Genomic DNA, 23,889 nt, shown 5'->3' with positions numbered 1-23,889 from the left:
TTACTGCACTCCTTTGCGCGCCAAAGTGGCGTCGAGGTCATGGATTTCGAGATTCGGGAGGTGATCGAGGTTGCGCTGATGCGCGATCCGAGTGGCGACGCCCTTCACGGCCTTGCGCACGCTGTCCCCGCGGACGAAGTAGAGGACGCCGGCCAAGTCATTACGTTCGGCGATATCCAGTGCGGCGGTCATCGTGCGCTGGAGGCGGCCGTCGCCGAACTTGCGCGACAGCTCGACCTCGATCGCCCACACCTTGTCCGGGTCGGTGAAGTCCCGGAACCAGGCATCGTGAATGTGGACATCGGGGCGTCCGGTGTCGGTCTTGAGCCAGCGTCGCAACAGCCGCTCACTCGTCCACGCCTGCGGATCGGTCTCCAGGCCGGTCAGCGCAAGCCGCAATTCCGTGACCGCGGTCAGATGCGCCGCCGTCGACGGCTTCGGCCGCCAGTCCCCCGGATCGAATTCCAGGTAACCCCAATTGGTTTCACGGGTCAGCGACAGCCACAGAGGACCGTGCGGGACGGTCTCCGACTCGTCGAAGGTCGATGAGTTCCGCCACGGCCCCGGCGACCCGTAATCGACCCGGGCCACCTCCGCGTGCCCGAGCTTCTTCAACCGGGACGAAAACCGGTACGCGTCCCGCGGTCTCTTGCCGATGGCTTTGATCAGCGTGTCGAACGACAGCGCGTACTGCTGAGCCGTGAACTCCGAGAGCCGAGTCTCCCACGCCTGCAACCGAATCCCCGGCTCACTCATGACTCACCGCCTCACGCGGGCAGCCCTTCGGCCACACCGCCACCTGCTGCATGCCGGGCGCAGGGCACGTCACCACGGTGGACGGCAACGCCTCCCGGGTGCCGAACAGCAGCACACCCAGGTACAAGCCCGCGGCGAACACGAACCCGAGCAACATCAGCACCGCCAGAGCCATCGGCGAGACCGGAATGCCCGCCCGGTCACGATCGTGGTAGCCGAACATCAAGTAGTCGTTCATCGCCGACCACCCCGTCGACGACGGCTGAAGGGGCTGGAGCAGCTCCAGATCAGACCGGCCGCACCCAGCAGAAGCACTGCGATCAGGAGAAGGACCCCGAGCTGAGGGAGGAAAAGCCCAAGTGCTAGAACAACAATGAGCAGCACAAGCGAAAGGCTGATCATGCCGCACCACCCGTCAGGGGCTGTGCCAATGTCAGTACCTCGCGTCGGCTGACGAACAGCAGCCGCGGTCCTTGCCGATAGCCGGTCAAGAGTTCGAGATCAATCCAGCGTCGAATCGTCTTGGGGTGCACGCCACCTGCGAGTTGTGCGGCACTCCGTAACGTGATCAGGTCCTCCGGAAGTGGGCTATCCAGATCGACCGTCCGTCTCCTTGCCATGCGTTCCTCCTTTGCTCTACTTGCCCTGATTCGTTGGGGCACAGCCAGATTCGCTGGAGCAGGAAGGACAACATCAGCCCGCGGAAAGCCTTGTCCGGACGTCTGATGGACAACTACGATGTCCATAGATGTCCTGAAGGGGATTGGCATGCCGAATGATCGGTTGCGGGACGCGCTTCTTCGCCATGGCCTCACACCTGAACGCGTGGCCTGCGAACTCGGTGTCAGCACAAAGACGGTTGATCGATGGATCAGAAACGAGACAATGCCTTATCCGAAGCACCGCTTCGAGCTCGCGGCATTGCTGAAGGAATCCGAGCAGTTCATCTGGCCGGACGCGCTTTCGCCCGAACGCGCAGCAGAGGTCGCCGCGTCGGAGGTGGTTACCGTATATCCACACCGGCACGAGGTTCCGCGCGATCTATGGTTGAAACTGTTCGACGGGGTCGAGAACCAGCTCGACATCCTCGTCTACGCCGGAATGTTCTTGACCGATGACACAGCGCTTCTGAAGAAGCTGAAAAGAAAGGGGCAGAACGGCGCGAAAATTCGTCTGCTCCTAGGGAATCCGGAGGGCGATACCGTTCGACAGCGAACCGCTGAGGAACGAATCGGCGAGGGCGCGATCGCAGCCAAGATCCGGAACGTACTGGCGTTCTTCGAACCCGTCACAGGAGAGGCAGGGATCGAGTTCCGCCTCCACGACACGACTCTCTACAATTCGATTTTCCGATTTGATGATCAGATGCTGATCAACATGCATGTCCACGGGCGGATGGCACCGCAGTCTCCGGCCATGCACCTTCGCCGACTCTTCGAGGGAAGCTTGTTCGAGCTCTACTCCGAGAGCTTCGATAGCATATGGGAGAGCTCCGAGCCGTACCCGTCGACTCACTAGCCGAGGAGCACTGTGGCACGTATCGAGTACTACAATGACCCAAGCGCACCCAAGGCCAACAACATCGTTGTCGCGGCTACCGCGTTCGTTCTGGACGATCGAAATCGCGTGCTGCTCATTCAGCGCAGCGACAACGGGCGGTGGGCGATCCCCGGCGGCGGACAGGACTTCGGCGAGTACCTAGCAGACACGGCCATACGAGAGACTCGCGAAGAGACCGGGATTGAGATCGAAGTTACCGGCCTGGTCGGCGTCTACTCCAATCCGAATCATGTGATGGCATATTCGGATGGCGAAGTTCGACAGCAGTTCTCAATCTGCTTCCGTGCGAAGCCGGTTGGCGGCCAGCTTCATACAAGTCCTGAATCTCCAAGTGTTCGATGGGTCTCACAGACCGAGCTGGACGGTTTGAATATTCATCCGTCCGTACGGCTCCGGATAGACCATGGATACGCTCGGCTAGCCGAGCCTTACATCGGCTGATCCGCAGACTATTCGAGTTTCGGTTCGCTCTACAGCAGCAAGCAGATCATCGCGGGCCGCCTGGATGAAGTCGTACACGATGCTCCCCTCACCGTAGCGTGACAAGATTTCGGACAATCTTTGCTCCACACCGACCAAATCCCCGTCCGGGCTGGTGGTCATGTCGCAAAACCACAGAGCATCTCGCAGAGGCGAATTTTCGTCCTCAAAGGTCAGCAATTCGTTCTCCAAGCCGCGCAATCTCGCTTCGCGGATCGCGCAGGAGTGGTGGGCTACAAGTGCACATATGCGCTCATCCCAACCGTGATCGCGCAGGAACGTAGCCCCATCCAGTGGATGAAAACCCGTGCTAGCCAACGGCGGTGCGTATCCGACATCATGAAGCCAGCACGCCGCGACGAGTGTGTCTGCTTCGACCCCGAAGGCTGATGCGATCCAAGTACCCTGGCGGGCAACGCCGTTGACATGTCGCCATCGCCGCGGCAATGCCGTACCGAGATGAACCTCCGCAAGGTTCCGGGCGTCGCTCACGAGCTCACTCACCAACCTCACGTTACCTGGACATTCAGGCCTGTCGACACGAAGCGGCGTTCTCAGCGGCGGTCAGGATCGGATGGAGGTTTGAACCATGGGGTGGGCCGAAAAGTTACCCAGCGGTCGATACCGGGCTGTCTACCGCGATAGGCGCGGAGTCAAGAGAAGCGCGGGCATCTTCCCGACCAAAGACCTTGCGCGACGCAAGGCTACAGCCAAGGAGGACAACGAGCGCGAGTCGATCTACCGGGAGGCGCCGGCCATGACTTGGTCCGAATGGCAACCACGCTGGGAGATGCGACGGATGATCGAAGAGAGCACTCGGAAAGCCGATCACCATCGCATCATCCGGCACCTGAAGCCCAAGTGGGGCAACTACATACTGACTGACATCACTCAATCGGACGTCCAGGATTGGATCTCCGAGCTACACGCGGAGCTGGCGCCGACATCGGTCGAAAAGTGCTACCGCCTGCTCAGCAACTCCATGACGGCCGCACGTAAGGCCAACCTGATCGACAAAAGCCCATGCGTAGATATCGTCCTACCGAAGCCCGGTCCCTCGCCGGAGCGGCATCTAGAGGACGACGAAATCGCCGCGCTCCGTGCACCTCTCGACATGTTCGACCAACTGATCGTCGATGTTCTCCTCGGCACCGGCATGCGAGTAGGTGAGGCGCAGGGCCTGCACAAGGAGCACATCGACCTCAAGCGCAAGACGATCAGTATCGAATGGGCATGGGACAAGGCCGGTAAGCGAATGAAGGCTCCCAAGGACGCCGAGCGGCGGGTTATCCCGATCGGTGAGGCGCTGACGAAGACCCTTACCGCTGTGATCAAGCGAGACGGACTCGGGACTCCCGCATCTGTTCCCTACGTCGATGACGGTCGGAAGGTTCGTAGCGGTCTGCTGCTGGCTCATGTCGATCAGCGTCCGTTCGATCAGGACAACTTCAAGAAGCGCTTCGATGCAGCGACACGCGTCGCTTGGGTTGGCGAAGACAACGACAGGCGTCGGCTCGGGAAGGTACGTCCGCACGATCTACGCCACACCTACGCCGGCCGATTGGTCCGGGCAGGCATTCCACTTCAACAGGTCCAAAAGCTACTCGGCCATGCCTCGATCAGAACAACACAGAGGTACGCAAGTCTTGGTGAAAGTCAGTGGTCCCTGGTCCGGCTAGTTCTTGGCTAGCGATGACTGCCCCACGTTTGCCCCACGAAATAGCCGCAAGGTCAAAGTTGCCCCATGAAATACAGGCTGTGACCTGCTTTTTCTAGCGTGGGCGCAGAGGGGATCGAACCCCCGACCGCTGGTGTGTAAAACCAGTGCTCTACCGCTGAGCTATACGCCCCGATCGCCCGGGCGGGCCCGGGGTGGATTGGTGTGCCGGACGCGGACGTCCGGGCAACGGTTTATGAATCTAGTGTGGCGAGGGCTTTTTCCCAAGCGTGCTGGTCACGGGGCTCGCCGGGGCTGTTCATTTCGGCGAAGCGGACGATGCCGTCCTTGTCGACGACGAAGGTGCCGCGGTTGGGGTAGCCGGACTTCTCGTTGAAGACGCCGTAGTTCTGGGCCACGGCGCCGTGCGGCCAGAAGTCGGAGAGAAGGGGGAAGGTGTAGCCCTGTTCGGCTGCCCAGATCTTGTGGGTGGGCGGCGGGCCTACGGAGATGGCGAGAATCTCGGCGTTGTCGTTCTGGAACTTGGGGAGTTCGTCCCGAACCTTGCAGAGTTCGCCCTGGCAGATACCGGTGAAGGCCAGGGGGTAGAAGACGATCAGGACGTTCTTCTCGCCGCGGAAGCTCGACAGCGTGACTTCCTGATTGTTCTGGTCCTTCAGCGTGAAGTCCGGTGCGACCGAACCGACCTCGAGCGGCATACCTTCCCCTCCATCCTCATGTCCTGAGCGCAGCACCGAGCGACGCGGCGTGGAGACACACGAAATCCACCGTTGTCACTCGGCCTACCTGAAACCTTAGTGGAGGCCTCAGCGCTGCTTGGAAGGTGTCTTGGGTTGGGTGAGTTTGGTACCCGTCCAGGTCCCCAGGGAGACCGGGGTGGTCGCGGTGAGACCGGCGGGGGTCGCCGACTCGCCGATTTCGCTCGGATCGACATGGCCGAGTTGACCGGTCTTGGGGGTGAGCACCCAGACGACGCCGTCGTCGGCGAGCGGGGTGATCACGTTCAGTAGCTCATCCACCAGGTCACCGTCACCCTCACGCCACCACAGCAGCACAACGTCGACCACCTCGTCGGTGTCTTCGTCGAGCAGCTCGGAACCGGTGGCTTCCTCGATCTCGGCGCGAAGCGCGTCGTCGGTATCTTCGTCCCAGCCCAGTTCCTGAACCACCATGTCGTGTGAAATGCCAAGCTTCTGAGCGTAGTTCTGCGCGTCCGCCGCGGCGACCACGGTGGTGTCCTCCTCAACTCCCGACAATAGGTAGTTGCAAGCGAACATGGTAAATGCCCCCAGCGCAAGCCGATCGGCCGAAATCGCACCCTAAATGTCGTATCTGAGACCGGTGAGATCCATTGGACAAGCCGGTTTCACACCATGGGAACGGTCCGATTCACTTGGCCGGGCAGGCGTTCCGGACCGCGCTCAGAGCATCGTTGACCTTGTGACTCGCGTCGTTCAGCGGCGACACCGACGAGCTGGTCGTCATCTTCCGCACCTCCGCGGCCAGCGACCGCGCCGCGGTCACATAGTCGGTGAACTTCTGCCCCAGATCCGCCTGCAGGTCGGCACCCGACGCACCCACCTGAGTCTCGACCGTCTTCGCGGCGTCCTCGAGCGCGGACGCCGCCGCGTCGCGCTTGGCGATCTGGTCGGCCGTGTTCCCGTCGTGCGCATCGACGAACTCGTTGTAGCGATCGACAGCGGTCCCGGTGATCTTGCGGAACGGATCGCAGTTGTCGGAGGTCGCCTTGGCGGTCGCCGCCGCCGCCTTCGACGAGGCGGCGGCGGCCGAGGACGACGCGGCCTCGGCCTTGTACGACGTCACCTGAACCTGATTCGCCGTCGGAGTACCCTCGACGGTGTTCGCGCACCCGGCTAGAACCATTCCTCCCGCCACCGCCGCGGACGCGCACACCAGTCCGAACCCCCGCGGGTTCAGCAGCTTCACTTGGTTCCTCCCCGATCCAGCCCGGCGGTGTTGGATGGCGTCGCGAGCGGCGCGGTTCCCTGCGCAACCGTACTGGATTTCCGGCTGACATGATGACCTGGGCCGCATCATCGGCAAGGATGTGAGATGCGCCCCAGACCAATCGTTGCGGGTATGCCGCCCACCAGCGGATACCCGGGGTATTGACGCCACACCAGATGTCCCACCCCATGTGTACGAGGAGCAAACGTCTTGACCGACTTGATGCACCCGACTTCGTCGAATTCCACCAATGGATCGGCACGCAAATCCCCGGCGGGAGGCCGGGTTCGAGTGATTCGCGAGGGGGTGGCGTCATACCTGCCGGACATCGACCCGGAGGAGACCAGTGAATGGCTCGACTCCTTCGATGAAATGCTCACCCGCGAGGGCCCCGGCCGCGCCCGCTACCTCATGCTGCGCCTGCTCGAACGCGCCGGTGAGCGCCATGTCGCCATCCCCGCGCTGACCTCCACCGACTACGTCAACACCATTCCCACCGAGAACGAGCCGTGGTTCCCCGGCGACGAGGAGGTGGAGCGCCGCTTCCGCGCCTACATCCGCTGGAACGCCGCGGTCATGGTGCACCGCGCCCAGCGGCCGGGAATCGGTGTGGGCGGCCACATTTCGACCTACGCGTCCTCGGCGGCGCTCTACGAGGTCGGTTTCAACCACTTCTTCCGCGGCAAGGATCACGCGGGCGGCGGCGACCAGGTGTTCATCCAGGGCCACGCCTCCCCCGGCATCTATGCCCGCGCCTTCCTCGAAGGCCGCCTCACCACGGACCAGATGGACGGCTTCCGCCAGGAGTACAGCCACGGCGGTCCGGGCCACGGCCTGTCCTCGTACCCGCACCCGCGGCTGATGCCGGACTTCTGGGAATTCCCCACGGTGTCAATGGGTTTGGGCCCGATGAACGCCATCTACCAGGCCCGCTTCAACCACTACCTGCACGACCGCGGCCTCAAGGACACCTCGGACCAGCATGTCTGGGCGTTCCTCGGCGACGGCGAGATGGACGAGCCGGAGTCGCGCGGCCTGATCCAGGTGGCCGCCAACGAGGGCCTGGACAACCTGACCTTCGTCATCAACTGCAACCTGCAGCGCCTCGACGGCCCGGTCCGCGGCAACGGCAAGATCATTCAGGAGCTGGAGTCGTTCTTCCGCGGCGCCGGCTGGAATGTCATCAAGGTGGTCTGGGGCCGTGAGTGGGACGCCCTGCTGCAGGCCGACCGCGACGGCGCGCTGGTGAACCTGATGAACTCCACGCCCGACGGCGATTACCAGACCTACAAGGCCAATGACGGTGCGTACGTGCGCGAGCACTTCTTCGGCCGCGACCCGCGCACCAAGGAACTGGTCAAGGGGCTGTCGGACGCCGAGGTCTGGAACCTCAAGCGTGGTGGCCACGACTACCGCAAGATCTACGCCGCCTACGCCGCGGCCATGGCACACCAGGGTCAGCCGACGGTCATCCTGGCCAAGACCATCAAGGGCTACGGCCTGGGCAAGCACTTCGAGGCCCGCAATGCCACGCACCAGATGAAGAAGATGACCCTCGACGATCTGAAGGCGTTCCGCGACGTGCAGCGCATTCCGATCACCGACGCCGAGCTCGAGGCCAACCCGTACCTGCCGCCGTACTACCACCCCGGCCAGGACGCGCCCGAGATCCAGTACATGATGGATCGCCGCAAGCAGCTGGGCGGTTTCGTCCCCGAGCGCCGCACGCTGGCAAAGCCGCTGCAACTTCCTGGCGACGAAGCCTACCGCTCGGTTCGCAAGGGTTCGGGCAAGCAGGCGGTGGCCACCACCATGGCCTTCGTGCGCCTGATGAAAGAGCTGTTGCGCGACAAGGAGATCGGCAAGCGCATCGTCCCGATCATCCCCGACGAGGCCCGCACCTTCGGTATGGACTCATGGTTCCCCTCGTTGAAGATCTACAACCGCAACGGCCAGTTGTACACGTCGGTCGACGCGGATTTGATGCTTGCCTACAAAGAGTCGAGCATCGGCCAGATTCTGCACGAGGGCATCAACGAGGCCGGTTCCACCGCGAGCTTCACCGCGGTCGGCACCTCCTACGCCACCCACGGCGAGCCGATGATCCCGCTGTACATCTTCTATTCGATGTTCGGCTTCCAGCGCACGGGCGACGGCCTCTGGGCGGCAGCGGATCAGATGGCCCGCGGCTTCGTGCTCGGAGCTACCGCCGGGCGAACCACGCTCACCGGTGAGGGCCTGCAGCACAACGACGGTCACTCGCTGCTGCTGGCGTCCACCAACCCGGCCTGTGTCGCCTACGATCCGGCCTTCTCCTTCGAGATCGCCCACATCGTGCGCGACGGCATGCGCCGCATGTACGGCGGCGGCCTGGCCCAGGGCTATCAGGAGGCGCTGCCCGGCACCGATCCCGAATCGCATTCGGTGCACCACGAATTCGGCGGCGAGGACATCTTCTACTACATCACCCTCTACAACGAGCCCTACGTCCAACCGGCCGAGCCGGAGAACCTGGACGTGGCGGGCCTGCTCAAGGGCATCTATCTGTACCGACCCGGCGGCGCCGGCGACCTGCGCGCCAATATCCTGGTCGCGGGCGTCACCATGCCCGACGGCATGCGCGCGCAGGAGATGCTGGCCCAGGAGTGGGGTGTGCAGGCCGATGTCTACTCGGTGACTTCGTGGGGCGAGCTCCGCAAGGAGGCGCTCGCGAAGGAGATCGCCAAACTCCGTCACCCCGACCAGGATCCGGGCCTGCCCTACATCACCGAGGTGCTGTCCAAGGCGCAGGGTCCGGTCGTCGCCGCCTCCGACTGGATGCGCGCGGTGCCCGACCAGATCCGCCAGTGGGTGCCGACCGAATACATCACCCTCGGTACGGATGGTTTCGGTTTCTCCGACACCCGCCCGGCCGCGCGCCGCGTCTTCAATGTGGATGCCGCGTCCATCGTGGTCGCCGCACTGCAGGGTCTCGCTGCTCAGGGCCGGATTTCACCCGCCACGGTGGCCGAGGCGGCACGCCGCTACGCAATCGACGACGTGAACGCCGCGCCGAAGGCGGCACCCGGTACCGAAGGCGGCGACGCATAACCGAACATAAATACTGTGGAACGTAAACCGCCGAGGCCGCGCCGGATCAACGAGGAGGGCACCTCCTCCCATGAGGTCTATCTCCCGACCGGCGCGCTCTCCCCGAATCGGCAGACGCGCGACCCGCTTCCGGACACCCTCCTGAAACGGGTCAAGCAGTTCTCCGGTCGCCTGTCCACCGAGGCCGTGGCCTCGATGCAGGATCGGTTGCCGTTCTTCGACAATCTGGACGCCGCCCAGCGGGCCGGCGTCCAGATGCTGGTGCAGACGGCGGTGGTGAACTTCCTGGAGTGGCTACAGGACCCGGAATCGGATATCCGCTTCAGTCTCGATGCCTTCCAAGTGATTCCGGACGATCTGGCACGGCGGCTGACGCTGCGCCAGACCGTCGACATGGTCCGGGTGGCCATGGAGTTCTTCGAGCAGTGGCTGCCGGCCCTGGCGCGCAACGACCGTCAGCTGGTGGCGCTCACCGAGGCGGTGCTGCGGTACGGGCGGGAGCTCGGTTTCGCCGCCGCCTCGGTGTACGCCTCGGCCGCGGAGTCGCGCGGCGCGTGGGACACCCGATTGGAGGCCCTGGTCGTCGATGCCGTGGTGCGCGGCGACAACGGCCCCGAAATGCTCTCCCGTGCGGCCACTCTCAATTGGGATGCGACCGCCCCCGCGACGGTTCTTGTGGGCACTCCCCCCAAGGACCAGGTGGCTGTTGTCAGTTCCGTACATAGTGTGGCCGGGCGGCACGGCCGCAACGCGCTCGCCGTGGTGCAGGGTTCGCGGCTGGTAATGGTAGTCAGCGGACATCTCGGTGACCCGATGTATCCGTCGCAGTTCCTGGCGGACCTGCTCGCCGAGGCCTTCTCCGAGGGTCCGGTGGTGATCGGCCCGACCATGCGGGCGCTGTCCGCCGCGCATGTCAGTTCGGTGGAGGCGATGGCCGGCATGGAGGCCGTGGTGGGCTGGCGGGGTGCGCCACGCCCGGTGCACGCCTCCGAACTCCTGCCCGAACGCGCCCTGCTCGGCGACCGCGCGGCCATAGACGCCCTGAACGAGCACCTCGTGCTACCGTTGGCCGCCGCCAGCGCCGATCTGTCGGACACGCTGGACGCGTATCTGGATTGCGGTGGAGCCGTCGAGACCTGCGCCCGCCAGCTGTTCGTTCATCCAAATACGGTGCGCTATCGCCTCAAGCGAATCGCCGACATCACGGGCCGGGATCCGATGAATCCGCGTGATGCCTATGTGTTACGTATCGCGGCCACAGTAGGTCGGCTGACACGAACTCGTAACGAATCACCCACTCCTGCCACAGATGTGACTCCCATCACAGATCCGAAGGATAGGGTGTAACGAGATTCGAGGATCGGGCGATCCGGACAGCCCACTTGGTCTTTTGTGGACTCCTCACAAAACTGCCAAGCAAGCTTCATTCGCGCCGACATCTCGTGAGAGCGGCTTCACAGTGTTTTCTTGAGTCGTGATCGCATTGCTCGCCCCTGGACAGGGCTCTCAGACTCCCGGCATGCTCACCCCTTGGCTCGAACTTCCCGGCGCTGCGGACCGCATCGCGCTGTGGTCGAAGGCCTCGGGGCTGGACCTGCTGCGGTTGGGCACGACTGCGACCGCCGAAGAAATCGTCGACACGGCTGTCACCCAGCCGCTCGTCGTCGCGGCTGCCCTCATGGCTTTCGCGGAAATCCCGCAGGATTCGCTTCCCGCGGATACAGTCGTCGCCGGACACTCGGTCGGCGAATTCGCCGCCGCTGCCGTCGCCGGAGTCATCTCCGCCGATGACGCGGTGGTCCTGGCCGCCATCCGCGGAGCGGAAATGGCCAAAGCTTGCGCACTCGAGCCGACCGGTATGTCCGCGGTGCTCGGTGGTGACGAAGCGGAGGTGCTCGCTCGTCTCGACGAACTCGGCCTGATTCCGGCCAACCGCAATGCGGTGGGTCAGATCGTGGCCGCGGGTAAGCTCGAGGCGCTCGAAGCCCTTGCCGCGAACCCGCCCGAAAAGGTCCGCGTCCGTGCACTGCCGGTCGCCGGCGCCTTCCACACCGCGTTCATGGCTCCCGCCCAGGACGCGGTCGCGGAGGCCATCGCCAAGATCGCGCCCAGCGCGCCGGTCAGGACCCTGCTGTCGAACTTCGACGGGCAGCCGGTCAGCTCCGGCCAGGACGCGGTCGACAAGCTCGCTGCCCAGGTCACGCGCCCCGTGCGCTGGGATCTGTGCACTGAAACGATTCGTGCGGCAGGGGTTTCCGCGGTGGCAGAGTTGCCGCCGGCGGGCACCCTGGTCGGCATCGCCAAGCGGGAGCTCAAGGGCACCCCGAATCTGGCGCTGAAGACACCCACGGACCTCCCCGCGCTCGCCGAACTCACCGCGGCAAGCTAGCTTGGCTCGCGGCCCGCTCCTATCAACGGCGATGGAGCAACGGGGTCGCAAACAATTGAAAATCCACCCTCTACAAGAAATAAGAAGGGAGCCACCACAGTGGCCGCTCTGACCCAGGAACAGATCGTCGAAGAGCTCGGGAAGATCATCGAAGAGGTGACCGGTATCGAGCCCTCCGAGGTGACCATCGAGAAGTCCTTCGTCGACGACCTGGACATCGACTCGCTGTCGATGGTCGAGATCGCCGTCCAGACCGAGGACAAGTACGGCGTCAAGATCCCCGACGAGGACCTGGCGAGCCTGAAGACCGTCGGCGACGCGGTGGCGTACATCCAGAAGCTCGAGGCCGAGAACTCCGACGCGGCCGCTGAGCTGAAGGCCAAGTTCGGCGCCGAGGGCGAGTAGGAACCGACACCGTGACCACTCCTTCCACCTTGAACGGGAACTTTCCCAACGTCGTCGTAACGAGCATGGCGGCGACCACGTCGATCGCCGGTGACGTCGATGCGACGTGGAAGGGCCTCCTCAATGGCGAGAGCGGCATCGACACTCTCGAGGACGACTTCATTGCGGAGTACGACCTTCCGGTTCGAATCGGCGGCCACCTGAAGGTGTCGCCGGACACGCTGCTCGATCGGGTCGAGATTCGTCGCATGGCGTACGTCGAGCGACTGGCGACCGTGCTCGGTCGCGAGGTGTGGAAGAACACCGGCTCTCCCGAGGTCGACCCGCTGCGGCTGGGTGTGGCCATCGGCACCGGTCTCGGCGGCGGCGACGCGCTGATCGATTCGGTGGACAAGCTGAAGAACGGCGGCTATCGCAAGATCTCGCCGCTGGCTGTTCAGATGGTCATGCCGAATGGCCCGTCCGCCGTGGTCGGTCTCGAGCTCAAGGCCCGGGCGGGAGTGGTCACTCCGGTCTCGGCATGCTCGTCGGGTTCGGAGGCCATCGCCAACGCGTGGCGGATGATCGTCATGGGTGACGCCGACATGGTCGTCACCGGCGGCGTCGAGGGCTTCATCGACTCGGTGCCGATCGCCGCGTTCTCCATGATGCGGGCCATGTCGACCCGCAACGACGATCCGAAGGCGGCCTCGCGCCCCTTCGACAAGGATCGCGACGGCTTCGTCTTCGGCGAAGCGGGCGCGCTCATGGTCATCGAGACCGAGGAGCACGCCAAGGCTCGCGGCGCCACCATCCACGCCCGGCTGATGGGCGCGGGTATCACCTCCGACGGGTTCCACCTGGTGGCTCCCGATCCGGAGGGCAGCGGTGCGGCTCGCGCCATGCAGCGCGCGATGCAGACCGCCGGGTTGTCCCCCAAGGACATCACCCACATCAATGCTCACGCGACTGCCACCCCCGTCGGTGACACCGCGGAAGCGAACGCGATTCACAAGGCCGGTGTCAAGCACGCCTCGGTCTACGCCCCCAAGTCGGCCCTGGGCCACTCGATCGGTGCCGTCGGCGCCCTCGAGTCGATACTCACGGTGCTCAGCATCCGGGATGGCATCGTCCCCCCGACGCTGAACCTGGAGAACCAGGATCCGGCGATCGATCTGGATGTCGTGCACGGCGAGGCTCGCCGTCAGGACATCGAGTTCGCGATCAACAACTCCTTCGGTTTCGGTGGGCACAATGTCGCGCTCGCCTTCGGCCGGTACTGACACGGATTCATCCCGGTAAACCGGAAATCCGGCTCAGCTTTACCGGTCGGTAAGACAAGCGGTCCCGGCATGGGTTTCGGATGGAGACCCCCCGAAATCCCTGCCGGGACTTCGACATTCGCAGCCGCTCTCAGCGACCGCACTTCCCCCTTTGAGGAGAGTTTGCGATGACCATCATGGCTCCCGCGCATGCGGACACCACGACCGATCCCCGTGACCCGCTGGGTCGGTTGCAGCGCTTCTTCGATCCCGGAACCGTTCTCCCGCTACACCCCCGCGACAAGTCCGGTGTGCTCGCCGCCATCGGTGAGGTCGACGGCGTTCGCACCGTCGCCTACTGCTCCGATGCCACCGTGATGGGCGGCGCCATGGGCGTGGAGGGTTGCAAGCACATCGTCGACGCGATCGACACCGCCATCGATTCCAAGGTTCCCGTTGTGGGCCTGTGGCATTCGGGTGGCGCCCGGCTGGCCGAGGGCGTCGAGGCCCTGCACGCCGTCGGCCTGGTCTTCGAGGCCATGGTTCGCGCGTCCGGCCAGGTCCCCCAGATTTCCGTGGTGCTCGGCTTCGCCGCCGGCGGCGCCGCCTACGGCCCCGCGCTGACCGACATCGTCATCATGGCTCCCGAAGGCCGCGTCTTCGTGACCGGCCCGGACATCGTGAAGACGGTGACCGGTGAGAGCGTCGACATGGCGACCCTGGGTGGCCCGATCACCCACGGCAAGAAGTCCGGCGTCTGCCACATCGTCGCCGAGGACGAGTCCGATGCCATGCACCGTGCCCGCCGCCTGGTGTCGATGTTCGCCGAGCAGGGCGAGTTCGATCTGGCCGCGGCCGCGCACGGCGATGTGGATCTCAAGGCCATGATGCCGGAGTCGGCCAAGCGCGCCTACGACGTCAAGCCGATCATCAACGAGCTGCTCGACAACGTCGACGGCGAGAGCACCTTCGAGGAGCTGCAGGGCGGCTACGCCCGCTCCATGGTGGTCGGTCTGGGCCGGCTCGGCGGCCGCACCGTCGGTGTGCTGGCCAACAACCCGATCCGCCTGGGTGGCTGCCTCAACTCCGAAAGTGCCGAGAAGGCTTCGCGTTTCGTGCGCCTGTGCAACGCCTTCGGTATCCCACTGATCGTCGTCACCGACGTGCCGGGCTACCTGCCGGGCGTCTCGCAGGAGTTCGACGGCGTGGTGCGCCGCGGCGCCAAGCTGCTGCACGCCTTCGCCGAGGCCCGTGTCCCCCGCGTCACCCTGGTCACCCGCAAGATCTACGGCGGCGCCTACATCGCGATGAACGCCCGCTCGCTGGGCGCCACCGCCGTGTACGCCTGGCCCGGTTCGGAAGTCGCGGTCATGGGCGCCAAGGCCGCGGTCGGCATCCTGCACAAGAAGGCTCTCGCGGCCACCCCGGAGGAGGAGCGCGAGGCCCTGCTGGAGCGTCTGACCGAGGAGCACGAGCGCATCGCCGGCGGCGTCCAGCGCGCCATCTCGATCGGCGTCGTGGACGAGGTCATCGAGCCCGCCAAGACCCGCTCCACCATCGCCGCCGCTCTGGCCGCCGCCCCGGCGCGGCCGCAGCACAACAAGAACATTCCGCTGTAATCGGTTACACGGCAACGCGATAGCGGGCGGTCTCCTCGGAGGCCGCCCGCTTTTCGTTGGCCCGGAACGGGTTTCGCTGTCAGGCCGGGGGATGTTGGCGTTGTGGTGGAAGACGTTGTCGGGGTCCCAGGCGGATTTGTGGGCGACGAGGCGGGAATGCTTGTCGCCGTGGGATTCCCGGACCCGATGGCGGTCGTCGCAGATCGGGATTCTCGTCCGGAGCGGCGGTCACGACACAGCCGTCGGCGGTGACCACCTCGGCGGAAGCCACACTGTCGCAGGTCAATCCGGCGGGCATGGTGAGCCAGCCCGTGCCACCGCGGAGGGTCAGCTCGCCGATGCCGGTGCTGCTGATGCCCCCAGGTTCATCGCCGATCCCGACCGGGAGCCGACGTCAGGACTGGAGGCGGACCTTGTCGGCGGACTCGTTCTGGCTCGAACATTCCTGATAGGGGTTGGGAGCGGAGGGGTGTTCGCCGCAGACCCACCGGACGGTGCCGACGATGACGGCGATGTCGCCGGTGGATTGTTTGGCGCGCTCGTCGGCATAGGCGGTGACGACGGAGAGCGCGGTGGGGCAGAACCCGGTGCCCTTGGCGGTGGAGACCACCACCGTCAGGCCCCAGGGGCCGGCGCCGCACTGGACGGCCTCGTGGCCCGCGGCCGGGAAGGCGGCGGCGGAGGTGGCGGGGTGGGCCGAGGGGCCGGAGGCGACGGTGGGGGTGTTGTCGTTACAGGCGGTGAGGGCGAAGGCCGTCGCCATGGCCAGGGCCGCACCCGCGATCGCTGTGGTCCGCACGAATCCTCCTCGTCGGCTACCCCTTCCCTGGGCATTGTGCCCGGTTTGGGGCGTTCGGGAGGGCTGGCTCGCTGGGTTCGGCGGCCGTGCCGCTGGATCAGCCGACGTCGCGGCGCAGCCAGGTGACTTCCGCGCCCTCGCCGCCGAGGCGGTAGGGCTCGAGGATGTCGTCCCAGGCGGCGCCGAGGGCGCGGTCGATATCGGCGGCGATCTCGGCGGCGGAGCCGCGGCCGTGGGCGCGGGCCTCGGCGACGATGGCGCGCAGGCGCATCTCGCCGACCATGACGTCGCCGCCGGCGCCGGTGGAGCCGCTCCAGAGGCCGAGGCCGGGGACGAAACTGAAGCGGGCGCCGTCGACGCCCTCGCTGGGGTTCTCGGTGACTTCGAAATACAGTACGGGCCAATCCCGCAATGCTCTGGCTAATTTACCGCCGGTGCCAACCGGGCCGCACCAATCGGTGGTGGCGCGCAGATGTCCGGGATCGGCCGGCTGCGCGGTCCAGCGCAGTTTCGCGGGGGCCTTGAGAGTGGAGGTGAGAGCCCATTCGACATGCGGGCACAGCGCGGCCGGCGACGAATGGATGTAGACGACTCCAGACGTCGCCTCCGCGAACTGACTAGACGCGTGCACCACTGACACCTCCGGCTCGACGAGGGACGTCTTCCCCAACGGCCCCTGTCCGAGCTCGGCGTTGCCCGAGTTTACTGGAGTGCCCGGTGTTGCGTGTGTTACTTGATGCCCGTGTCGGTCTCTACGCAAACTCCGCGATTACAGCGTCACTGAGGGTCGGCCACACCGCCCGGGCCCAGTCCCCGAAATTTTCGTCCGCCAGCGCGAGACACGCCATACCGACTTCCGGATCCACCCAGAGGAATGTGCCGGACTGCCCGAAGTGCCCGAAGGTCCGCGGCGAGTTCGCACCACCGGTCCAATGCGGCGATTTGTGGTCGCGGATTTCGAAACCCAAACCCCAGTCGTTGGGGCGCTGTGACCCGTAACCGGGAAGGACACCATTGCACCCCGGGAATTGCACTGTGCTTGCTTCGGAAACCAATTCGGCACTCACGACGGCTGGCTCCAGCAATTCCTCGGCGAATCGCAGGAGATCTGCGACCGTGGACCGGCCGGCATGTCCGGCCGAACCGACCAGCGCCGAGGAGTTCATGCCCAGCGGCTCGAAGACGGCCTCGTGCAGGTACTGATCGAACGGGATACCGGTCTGCGCCGCAACGAAATCCGCGAGTACCTCGAACCCGGCGCTGGAGTAGATCCGCTTCGCGCCGGGCTGGGCCAGCACGACGGTGGTGTCGAAGGCCAGGCCGGAGGTGTGCGCGAGCAGGTGCCGCACCGTCGATCCGGGCGGCCCGGCGGACTGGTCCAGCTCGATCGCGCCCTCCTCGACGGCCACCAGAACCCCGTATGCCACAAGGGGTTTTGTCACCGAGGCGAGCGGGAAAACGTGCGCGGTGTCACCCTCGGTGTCCACCACACCCTTGCCGCGGACGACGACACCCGCCGCGGCGTTCCGGACCGGCCACCGTCGAATCTGCTCCAGCGCTCGCACGTATCGAGCCTACTGTGTTCGATTTTGCCCTCCGCTTCGCTCCGGTCGGGTTCGCGGCACCGAGGTCTCGATTCTTTCCTCCTCCGCTCCTTCGCTTCGCTCTCCCGCTCCAACGAGACCCCGCGCAGACCGTATGCCCGGTTACGATCGAACCCATCATGAGTGAGCAGGTCACGATCCACGGCGAGGTGGACGCTGGTTTCGGCCCGGTCGCCGACGCGTTCCGCCGCAACTTCACCAGGCACGGGGAGATCGGTGCGGCGGTGGCGGTCTACGACGGGGATCGTCCCGTGGTGGATCTGTGGGCGGGGCATCGTGATCGCAAGCGCCGGGTGATGTGGGAGCGCGACACCATGGCCCCGGTGTGGTCCTCGACCAAGGGCATGACCGCGTTCGCGGTGGCGTCGGTGGTGTCACGGGGGCTGCTGGACTACGAGGATCCGGTGGCACTGCACTGGCCGGAGTTCGCCGCGCACGGCAAGGAGTCCATCACCGTGCGGCAGCTGCTGGACCATCAGGCCGGACTGGCGGCGCTGGATCGGCCGATCCGGCTCACGGATATGGCCGATCTGGATCGGATGGCGGTGGTGCTGGCCGAGCAGAAACCGTTGTGGCGGCCGGGAACCCGGCACGGCTACCACCCGATCACGGCCGGGCTGTATCAGGGCGAGCTGCTGCGGCGGGTCGATCCGGAGCATCGCACGCTGGGCCGCATCTTCGCCGAGGATATTGCCGGACCGCTGGGTGCGGAGTTCTATATCGGCCTGCCGGACGAGGTTTCGCTGGATCGGGTGGCCACGCTGTCGGCGACCGAGGGCCTCGACATTCTGCGCTATGAGCGAGATCTGCCGGTGCGCATCGGCATTCAGCTCTACAGCAAGCGCGGCCTGTCCTTCCGAGCGCTGAACAGCCCGCAGGTCGGTGCGCCCGCCCGGGCCGCCCGGCGCGAATTCCTGGCGGTGGAGAGCCCGGCCGCCGGCGGTGTCGGCACCGCGCGAGCGCTGGCGCGGGTGTACGGCGCGGCGGCGGGGCGGACCGGTGAGCTGCCCATCGAGCCGAGCCTGCTGGACCGCCTGGCCTCCCCCGACACCGCCGACGACGTTCCGGCCGAGGACCTGGTGCTGCTCACCCCGAGCCGCTATCACCTCGGCTTCCGCCGGTCGCGCGGCGGTTTCCGGTTCGGCTCCGACGAACGCGCCTACGGCACCACCGGCTACGGCGGCTCGTTCGGATTCGCCGATCCGGCAACGGGTCTGGGGTTCGGCTATGTGATGAACCGTCTGGGTATGGCGGTGCTCGACGATGTCCGTTCGCGCAATCTCCGTGAGGCCCTGCTCCGCTGTCGCTGACCGAAAGGAATAGGTCCATGCCGCAACCGTGGGTGATGCCCGACGAAGGACAGCCACATCGGCGGACCTGGATGGCCTTCGGGGCCGATGAGCGGGTGTGGACGGCCGAGCTGCTCCCCCGCATTCGCGAGGATGTGGCCCGGATCGCCCGCACCGTCGCGCGATTCGAGCCGGTGTCGATGCTGGTGCGGCCGGAGGAATTCGATCTGGCCCGCGCGCTGGCCGGTCCGGAGGTGGCGCTGGTGCCCGCGGAGATGGACGATCTGTGGCTGCGCGACAGCGGCCCGGTCTTCGTCGGCGGCGAGGGCGCCATGGCAGCCGTCGATTTCAACTTCAATGCCTGGGGCGACAAGCAGGAGTATCGGGAGGACGCGCAGCTGGCCGGGCTGGTCGCCGAGCGCACCGGGGCGGAACTGCTGGCGACCGAGCTGGTGCTGGAGGGCGGCGGCATCGAGGTCGACGGCGCGGGCACCGCCATCGTCACCGAGAGCTGCGTGCTCAACGACAATCGCAATCCTGGCTGGCAGCGCGAGGACGTGGAGGCGGAACTGGCTCGGCTGCTGGGGATTTCGAAGGTCATCTGGCTGCCCGGCATCGCCGGTTACGACGTCACCGACGGACACACCGATTTCTATGCGCGGTTCGCGGGCCCGGGCGTGGTGGTGGCCGGTCGCGAGGACGATGTGGGCTGCTACGACTACGACGTCACCCGCCGCCATCTCGCCATCCTCCAGGACTCCGCCGACGCCCGGGGCGGCCCGCTGCGGGTGGAGGTGATTCCGGGCCCGGCGCGGGTGCGCGACGAGTTCGCCCGCGACGAGTTCGCGGCCGGTTACATGAACTTCTATGTCTGCAACGGCGGCGTCGTGGCCCCCGAGTTCGGGGATCCGGAGGCCGACGCCTTCGCCGAAGCCACACTGGCGCGGGTGTTTCCGGGCCGCCAGGTGGTGCAGATCGATATCGACGCGGTCGCCGCGGGCGGCGGCGGCATCCACTGCACGACCCAACAGGAGCCGGCGTAGTGCGGCCCGGTCGGACCAACGTGCCGTGCCGTCACTCCATCAGCTTGTGCGCCTTCTCGAACAGTTCGAGGGTGATGGCGTGCAGGAAATCACCGACCTGCTTGGGCGCCTTGCCCGCACAGGCTCGGGCGTGCGTGCCCTCGAGCACGATGCCCAGCTTGAAGCAGGCGAGCACGGTGTACCAGGTGACGTGGGTCAGGTCGCGGTCGGAGAACTTCGCGTAGTGGGCGATCATCTCCTCGGGTGCGGGCAGGCCGCCCACCGCGCCGAGGGAGCCGACCAGCGCCGCGCCGGTGGTGCCGGGGACCGGGCGGGTGGCGATCTGCCAGCCCAGGTCCAGCAGCGGGTCGCCGATGGTGGACATCTCCCAGTCGACCATGGCCACCACCTCGGGACCGTCGTAGGAGAACATCATGTTGGCGAGGTGGCAGTCGCCGTGCAGGATGCCGGCTTTCGGCTGGGCGGGGCGGTTGCGGTCGAGCCAGTCGCCGACCTGTGCGACGCCGGGGATCTCCGGGCCGGGGTAGCCGTCGTTGACGCTGTAGGAGTCGAGTTCCTTGAGCCAGCGCGGCACCTGGCGTTCCAGGAAGCCCTCCGGCTTGCCGTAGTCGGCCAGGCCGAGCGCCTCGTGGTCGAGCGAGCCGAGGCGGGCGATGGCCTCGACCGCGGACAGGCCCATCTGCCGGCGCACCTCGGGATCGGAAGCGTGCGGTTCGGGCAGTTCGTTCTGCGGGTTGAAGCCGACGATCGGCTCCATGAGGTAGAAGGACGCGCCGAGTACGGATTCGTCGGGGCAGGCGGCGATCACCTTGGGGGCGCGGATCTCGGTGTCGCCGAGGGCGCCGAGGATGCGGGATTCGCGCTGGATGACGGTGTTGCTGGCGGCCCGCAGATGCTTGGGTCCGCGTCGGAGTACGTACTCACGGCCGCCGCGGCGGAAGCGGAGCATGATGTTCTGGGTGCCGCCGCCGAGCGGCTTCACCTCCTCGAACTCCCCGCCGGGCAAGCCCTGCTCTTCCATCCACTTTCCGACGATGGCGAAATCGACGACGTCACGATCCACTTCGACCGGCTGCGCAACAGACATGCCGCCCATTCTGCCGTAGCGGTCCACACCAACTGAAGGCAGTCGCCAGCAGAAGCCCCACTGAAAGTTCGCGGCCGCCTAGATTCTGGACCGCGCTCCGCCTCCCCGCGCTTGGAGCGACGGAACGAAGCGGAGGAGCGGAGGGAGGGAAGAATCGAGGCATTGGGGCCGCGAACCCCGCCCGGAGCGAAGCGGAGGGCAAACAGCGCAGAGCGTAATGTGCGTGGTCAAATGCGCACCCTGTTGATCGACAACTACGACTCGTTCACCTACAACCTGTATCAGCTGATCAGCGAGGTGAACGGGGTCGAACCCGTGGTCGTGCGCAATGACGAGGCGACCTCGATCGAGGAGCTCGGGCTCGGGGAGTTCGACAACATCGTCATCTCCCCCGGGCCCGGCCGGCCGGATGTCCCGCGCGATTTCGGCATCTCGGCGGCGTTGATCGCCGGAGCCGAGCTGCCGTTGCTGGGCGTGTGCCTGGGGCATCAGGGCATCGTGATCGCGGCGGGTGGGCAGGTGGTCGCCGCGCCGCAGGCCCGGCACGGCTACCCGGATCTGATCGGCCATGACGGGCAGGACCTGTTCGCCGGTGTGCCGCAGGGCTTCTCGGCGGTGCGCTACCACTCGCTGTGTGGGGCGCGACCACTGCCGGAGGATCTCGAAGTCACCGCGACCACGCCGGACGGAGTGATCATGGGCGTGCGGCACCGCACCCGGCCGCAGTGGGGGGTGCAGTTCCATCCCGAGTCGATTTCCAGCGAGCACGGGAAACGGTTGCTGCGCAATTTCTCCGCGCTGACCGCTGAATATCAACGACGGGAGGGCATATCCCGACGATCCACGCCGACAGCAGCGACGCGCGGCCGGACCGGAGCCGAGACTTCGAGACCGCCCACCGTCGGCGCGCCCGTCCGCTATCGGGTCGAGCAGACGGTCGTGGAGCGGGCCGTCGATACCGAGGCGGTCTTCGACGCGCTGTATGCCGGTTCCCCGCATGCCTTCTGGCTCGACAGCGAGCATGTGGAGCCGGGACTGGATCGCTTCTCGTTCCTGGGTGATGCGTCCGGGCCGCTGGCGGAGGTGGTGCGGTATCGGGTCGGCAGCGGCCGGGTCGAGATCGAGTCGGCGGCGGGACCGTGCACGGCGCCGGGCGGGGTGCTCGATTATCTATCCGCCGAGCTGCGCCGCCGGGAGATCGAATTCCCGGATGTGCCTTTCGATTTCGCCGGTGGCTATGTCGGCTATCTCGGCTACGAGATGAAGGCCGACTGCGGTGCCGAGGCGGTGCATCGCGCGGCCACACCCGACGCCCAGTGGATCTTCGCGGACCGGCTGATCGTGGTCGACCACGAGGCGGGCCGCACCCATCTGCTGGCGCTGGCCGAGCCGGATGCCGCTGCCGCCGCACAGGATTGGCTCGCCGCCACCCGGGCCGTGGTGGAAACCCTTCCGACCTGGGAGAATCCGCCGGACCTCGCACTGCGCGCCGACGAGGGCATGGTCGCGCCGTTCCTCACGCGCGGCCGGGAGCGCTATCTCGCCGATGTGGCGGCCTGCCGGGAGCAGCTGCTCGCGGGCGAGTCGTACGAAATCTGCATCACCGACAGCGCTCATCCCCCGGGCGACGCCGACGGCCTCTCCGTGTATCGCACACTGCGCCGGTGCAATCCGGCTCCCTACGCCGCCTTCCTGCGCTTCGCCGGGCTGGAGGTGGCGTGTTCCTCGCCCGAGCGCTTCCTCAAGGTGGATCGCGCCCGCACGGTGGAGAGCAAGCCGATCAAGGGCACCGCTCCGCGCGGGGGCACCGCCGCCGAGGACGCCGAGCTGAAAGCCGAGCTGGCCCGCAGCCCCAAGACCCGCGCCGAGAACCTCATGATCGTGGATCTGCTCCGCAACGACCTGGGCCGGGTCTGCGAGATCGGCTCGGTGCACGTGCCCAAGCTCATGGCCGTCGAGACCTACACGACTCTGCACCAGCTGGTATCGACCGTGCGCGGCACCCTCCGCCCGGACCTGGACGTCATCGACTGTCTCCGAGCCTGTTTCCCCGGCGGTTCCATGACCGGCGCCCCCAAACTCCGCACCCTCGAAATCATCGACTCCCTCGAAACCGAGGCCCGCGGCATCTATTCCGGCACCATCGGCTTCCTCGGCCTCGGCGGCACCGCCGACCTGAACATCGTCATCCGCACCGCCGTCCGCCACGACAATCGCTGGCGAGTCGGCGCCGGCGGCGCGGTCGTCCTCGACTCCGACCCGGCCGACGAGTACCACGAGATGGTCTGGAAGGCCGCCGCCGCGCTGCGCGCCCTCCCCGGCCTGGGCGTCCCGCCCCGCGACCGCATTCCCTCGGCCGGGTAGTCCGGCCCGGCGCCGGGGTGCTGCGGTGTCACTTGCGGCGGGAGCGGCGGGACTTGCCTTCGGGCGGTTCGGGTTCCGGGTTCCCGCGGGTTCCGGTGAGGCGGCCGAGCAGGGAGACGCCGGGGAGTTTGTCGAGGCGGGTGAAGACCTCCTCGCCGAGGGCGGTGGCCGCCTCGAGGCGGGTGAGGATTTTGTCGTAGGCGACGAAGGCGGGTTCGGCCAGGGCGAGGGTGCGGTCGAGGCGGTCGATGGTGGAGTTGAGGCGTTCGACGGCGATGGTGAGGCTCTGGATCAGGTCGGGCAGCTGGGCGGCGAGCTGGATGGAGGCGGGCGGAAGGCGGACGGCGGTGTCGAAGGCGGTCGACGCGGTCACCTGGGCGGAATCCAGGGCCTGACCGGCCGCGCTCTGGGCGGCTTCGACCGCGGCCTGGGCCGCCGCCAGGATGTCCCCGGCGGTGGGAACGCGCGAGGTCGAGGGTTTGGCGGGCTGACGGTCACTCCCCTTGGGGTTGGTCAT

At 66.2% G+C, this 23,889-nt stretch carries 24 protein-coding genes, 1 tRNA gene and 1 pseudogene; 12 read left to right on the top strand and 14 right to left on the bottom strand.

All coding sequences use genetic code 11. The annotated features are described in order from the left end of the window. The 3 genes from ABZ909_RS25520 to ABZ909_RS25510 form a co-directional block, all read right to left on the bottom strand. Positions 1 to 756, bottom strand: a complete 756-nt coding sequence (locus tag ABZ909_RS25520; protein WP_357003856.1) for a hypothetical protein — start codon at positions 754 to 756, stop codon at positions 1 to 3. Continuing rightward, positions 749 to 994, bottom strand: coding sequence for a hypothetical protein (locus ABZ909_RS25515; protein WP_357003854.1), 246 nt, complete (start codon positions 992 to 994; stop codon positions 749 to 751). Before ABZ909_RS25515 ends, ABZ909_RS25520 begins: the two co-directional genes overlap by 8 nt. A 160-nt stretch (positions 995 to 1,154) precedes the next feature. Beyond that, positions 1,155 to 1,376 (bottom strand): DNA-binding protein, encoded by a 222-nt coding sequence (locus ABZ909_RS25510; protein WP_357003851.1) that lies wholly within the window; start codon positions 1,374 to 1,376, stop codon positions 1,155 to 1,157. Positions 1,377 to 1,494: 118 nt separating this feature from the next. On the opposite strand from ABZ909_RS25510, the gene ABZ909_RS25505 reads away from it, so the two are divergent. Both ABZ909_RS25505 and ABZ909_RS25500 read left to right on the top strand, forming a co-directional pair. Beyond that, complete coding sequence (locus ABZ909_RS25505) at positions 1,495 to 2,274, top strand: DUF5919 domain-containing protein (RefSeq protein ID WP_357003850.1); 780 nt, start codon at positions 1,495 to 1,497, stop codon at positions 2,272 to 2,274. 12 nt (positions 2,275 to 2,286) lie between these two features. Then, the gene (locus ABZ909_RS25500; RefSeq protein ID WP_357003848.1) at positions 2,287 to 2,757 is read left to right on the top strand and encodes an NUDIX domain-containing protein; all 471 of its coding nucleotides are present in this window, start codon (positions 2,287 to 2,289) and stop codon (positions 2,755 to 2,757) included. On the opposite strand, the gene ABZ909_RS25495 is transcribed toward ABZ909_RS25500, so the two are convergent. Then, positions 2,734 to 3,300, bottom strand: a complete 567-nt coding sequence (locus ABZ909_RS25495; protein ID WP_357003845.1) for an HD domain-containing protein — start codon at positions 3,298 to 3,300, stop codon at positions 2,734 to 2,736. The genes ABZ909_RS25500 and ABZ909_RS25495 overlap by 24 nt on opposite strands. A gap of 85 nt (positions 3,301 to 3,385) precedes the next feature. Between ABZ909_RS25495 and ABZ909_RS25490 the strand changes: the two genes are divergently transcribed. Beyond that, positions 3,386 to 4,486: a tyrosine-type recombinase/integrase gene (locus tag ABZ909_RS25490; RefSeq protein ID WP_357003843.1), complete on the top strand. Its 1,101-nt coding sequence runs from the start codon at positions 3,386 to 3,388 to the stop codon at positions 4,484 to 4,486. Positions 4,487 to 4,574: 88 nt separating this feature from the next. On the opposite strand, the gene ABZ909_RS25485 is transcribed toward ABZ909_RS25490, so the two are convergent. From ABZ909_RS25485 to ABZ909_RS25470, 4 genes are all read right to left on the bottom strand, one after another. Continuing rightward, positions 4,575 to 4,646, bottom strand: a tRNA-Val gene (locus ABZ909_RS25485). A 61-nt stretch (positions 4,647 to 4,707) separates the two neighbouring features. Beyond that, positions 4,708 to 5,172, bottom strand: coding sequence for a peroxiredoxin (locus tag ABZ909_RS25480; protein ID WP_357003841.1), 465 nt, complete (start codon positions 5,170 to 5,172; stop codon positions 4,708 to 4,710). A 108-nt stretch (positions 5,173 to 5,280) separates the two neighbouring features. Then, entirely contained in the window at positions 5,281 to 5,703 is a 423-nt protein-coding gene (locus ABZ909_RS25475; protein ID WP_357003973.1) for a DUF3052 domain-containing protein, read from the bottom strand. 160 nt (positions 5,704 to 5,863) lie between these two features. Then, positions 5,864 to 6,298 carry a hypothetical protein gene (locus ABZ909_RS25470; protein WP_357003839.1) on the bottom strand — a complete coding sequence of 145 codons (435 nt, stop codon included), beginning with the start codon at positions 6,296 to 6,298 and terminating at the stop codon, positions 5,864 to 5,866. 366 nt (positions 6,299 to 6,664) lie between these two features. On the opposite strand from ABZ909_RS25470, the gene aceE reads away from it, so the two are divergent. From aceE to ABZ909_RS25440, 6 genes are all read left to right on the top strand, one after another. Next, positions 6,665 to 9,532, top strand: coding sequence for a pyruvate dehydrogenase (acetyl-transferring), homodimeric type (gene aceE, locus ABZ909_RS25465; protein WP_357003971.1), 2,868 nt, complete (start codon positions 6,665 to 6,667; stop codon positions 9,530 to 9,532). Positions 9,533 to 9,547: 15 nt separating this feature from the next. Then, entirely contained in the window at positions 9,548 to 10,879 is a 1,332-nt protein-coding gene (locus tag ABZ909_RS25460) for a helix-turn-helix domain-containing protein (RefSeq protein WP_357003836.1), read from the top strand. Between the two features lie 127 nt (positions 10,880 to 11,006). Beyond that, positions 11,007 to 11,921 carry an ACP S-malonyltransferase gene (locus ABZ909_RS25455; RefSeq protein ID WP_357003833.1) on the top strand — a complete coding sequence of 305 codons (915 nt, stop codon included), beginning with the start codon at positions 11,007 to 11,009 and terminating at the stop codon, positions 11,919 to 11,921. Between the two features lie 99 nt (positions 11,922 to 12,020). Beyond that, positions 12,021 to 12,326, top strand: a complete 306-nt coding sequence (gene acpM, locus ABZ909_RS25450; RefSeq protein ID WP_033086997.1) for a meromycolate extension acyl carrier protein AcpM — start codon at positions 12,021 to 12,023, stop codon at positions 12,324 to 12,326. A gap of 11 nt (positions 12,327 to 12,337) precedes the next feature. Continuing rightward, on the top strand, positions 12,338 to 13,588 hold the full coding sequence (locus ABZ909_RS25445; RefSeq protein ID WP_357003829.1) for a KasA/KasB family beta-ketoacyl-ACP synthase: 1,251 nt from the start codon (positions 12,338 to 12,340) through the stop codon (positions 13,586 to 13,588). A 167-nt stretch (positions 13,589 to 13,755) separates the two neighbouring features. Further along, positions 13,756 to 15,186: a carboxyl transferase domain-containing protein gene (locus ABZ909_RS25440; protein WP_357003826.1), complete on the top strand. Its 1,431-nt coding sequence runs from the start codon at positions 13,756 to 13,758 to the stop codon at positions 15,184 to 15,186. A 99-nt stretch (positions 15,187 to 15,285) separates the two neighbouring features. Here the strand turns inward: ABZ909_RS25440 and ABZ909_RS25435 are convergent. The 4 genes and pseudogenes from ABZ909_RS25435 to ABZ909_RS25420 all read right to left on the bottom strand — a co-directional run. After that, positions 15,286 to 15,390, bottom strand: a pseudogene (locus ABZ909_RS25435) (BBE domain-containing protein); the annotation flags it as partial. Between the two features lie 190 nt (positions 15,391 to 15,580). Beyond that, on the bottom strand, positions 15,581 to 15,985 hold the full coding sequence (locus tag ABZ909_RS25430; protein ID WP_357003823.1) for a hypothetical protein: 405 nt from the start codon (positions 15,983 to 15,985) through the stop codon (positions 15,581 to 15,583). Between the two features lie 97 nt (positions 15,986 to 16,082). After that, positions 16,083 to 16,616, bottom strand: coding sequence for a DUF3145 domain-containing protein (locus ABZ909_RS25425; RefSeq protein ID WP_357003820.1), 534 nt, complete (start codon positions 16,614 to 16,616; stop codon positions 16,083 to 16,085). Between the two features lie 121 nt (positions 16,617 to 16,737). Beyond that, positions 16,738 to 17,550: a serine hydrolase domain-containing protein gene (locus ABZ909_RS25420; RefSeq protein WP_357003817.1), complete on the bottom strand. Its 813-nt coding sequence runs from the start codon at positions 17,548 to 17,550 to the stop codon at positions 16,738 to 16,740. Positions 17,551 to 17,708: 158 nt separating this feature from the next. Between ABZ909_RS25420 and ABZ909_RS25415 the strand changes: the two genes are divergently transcribed. Together ABZ909_RS25415 and ABZ909_RS25410 are read left to right on the top strand one after the other, a co-directional pair. Continuing rightward, positions 17,709 to 18,899 (top strand): serine hydrolase domain-containing protein, encoded by a 1,191-nt coding sequence (locus ABZ909_RS25415; RefSeq protein WP_357003814.1) that lies wholly within the window; start codon positions 17,709 to 17,711, stop codon positions 18,897 to 18,899. Beyond that, positions 18,890 to 19,921 (top strand): agmatine deiminase family protein, encoded by a 1,032-nt coding sequence (locus ABZ909_RS25410; protein WP_357003969.1) that lies wholly within the window; start codon positions 18,890 to 18,892, stop codon positions 19,919 to 19,921. Before ABZ909_RS25415 ends, ABZ909_RS25410 begins: the two co-directional genes overlap by 10 nt. A 31-nt stretch (positions 19,922 to 19,952) precedes the next feature. Here the strand turns inward: ABZ909_RS25410 and ABZ909_RS25405 are convergent, their stop codons facing one another. Beyond that, positions 19,953 to 21,017: a phosphotransferase family protein gene (locus ABZ909_RS25405; RefSeq protein WP_357003967.1), complete on the bottom strand. Its 1,065-nt coding sequence runs from the start codon at positions 21,015 to 21,017 to the stop codon at positions 19,953 to 19,955. Positions 21,018 to 21,239: 222 nt separating this feature from the next. Between ABZ909_RS25405 and pabB the strand changes: the two genes are divergently transcribed. Continuing rightward, positions 21,240 to 23,372, top strand: coding sequence for an aminodeoxychorismate synthase component I (gene pabB, locus ABZ909_RS25400; protein ID WP_357003812.1), 2,133 nt, complete (start codon positions 21,240 to 21,242; stop codon positions 23,370 to 23,372). 28 nt (positions 23,373 to 23,400) lie between these two features. Here pabB and ABZ909_RS25395 read toward each other — a convergent pair whose 3' ends face one another. Beyond that, positions 23,401 to 23,889 carry a hypothetical protein gene (locus tag ABZ909_RS25395; protein ID WP_357003809.1) on the bottom strand — a complete coding sequence of 163 codons (489 nt, stop codon included), beginning with the start codon at positions 23,887 to 23,889 and terminating at the stop codon, positions 23,401 to 23,403.

This window comes from Nocardia sp. NPDC046763 (assembly GCF_040645495.1).
Classification (GTDB): domain Bacteria; phylum Actinomycetota; class Actinomycetes; order Mycobacteriales; family Mycobacteriaceae; genus Nocardia.
Note: the sequence above shows the minus strand (reverse complement) of the source record. Positions and strands in the feature narration are given on the sequence as shown.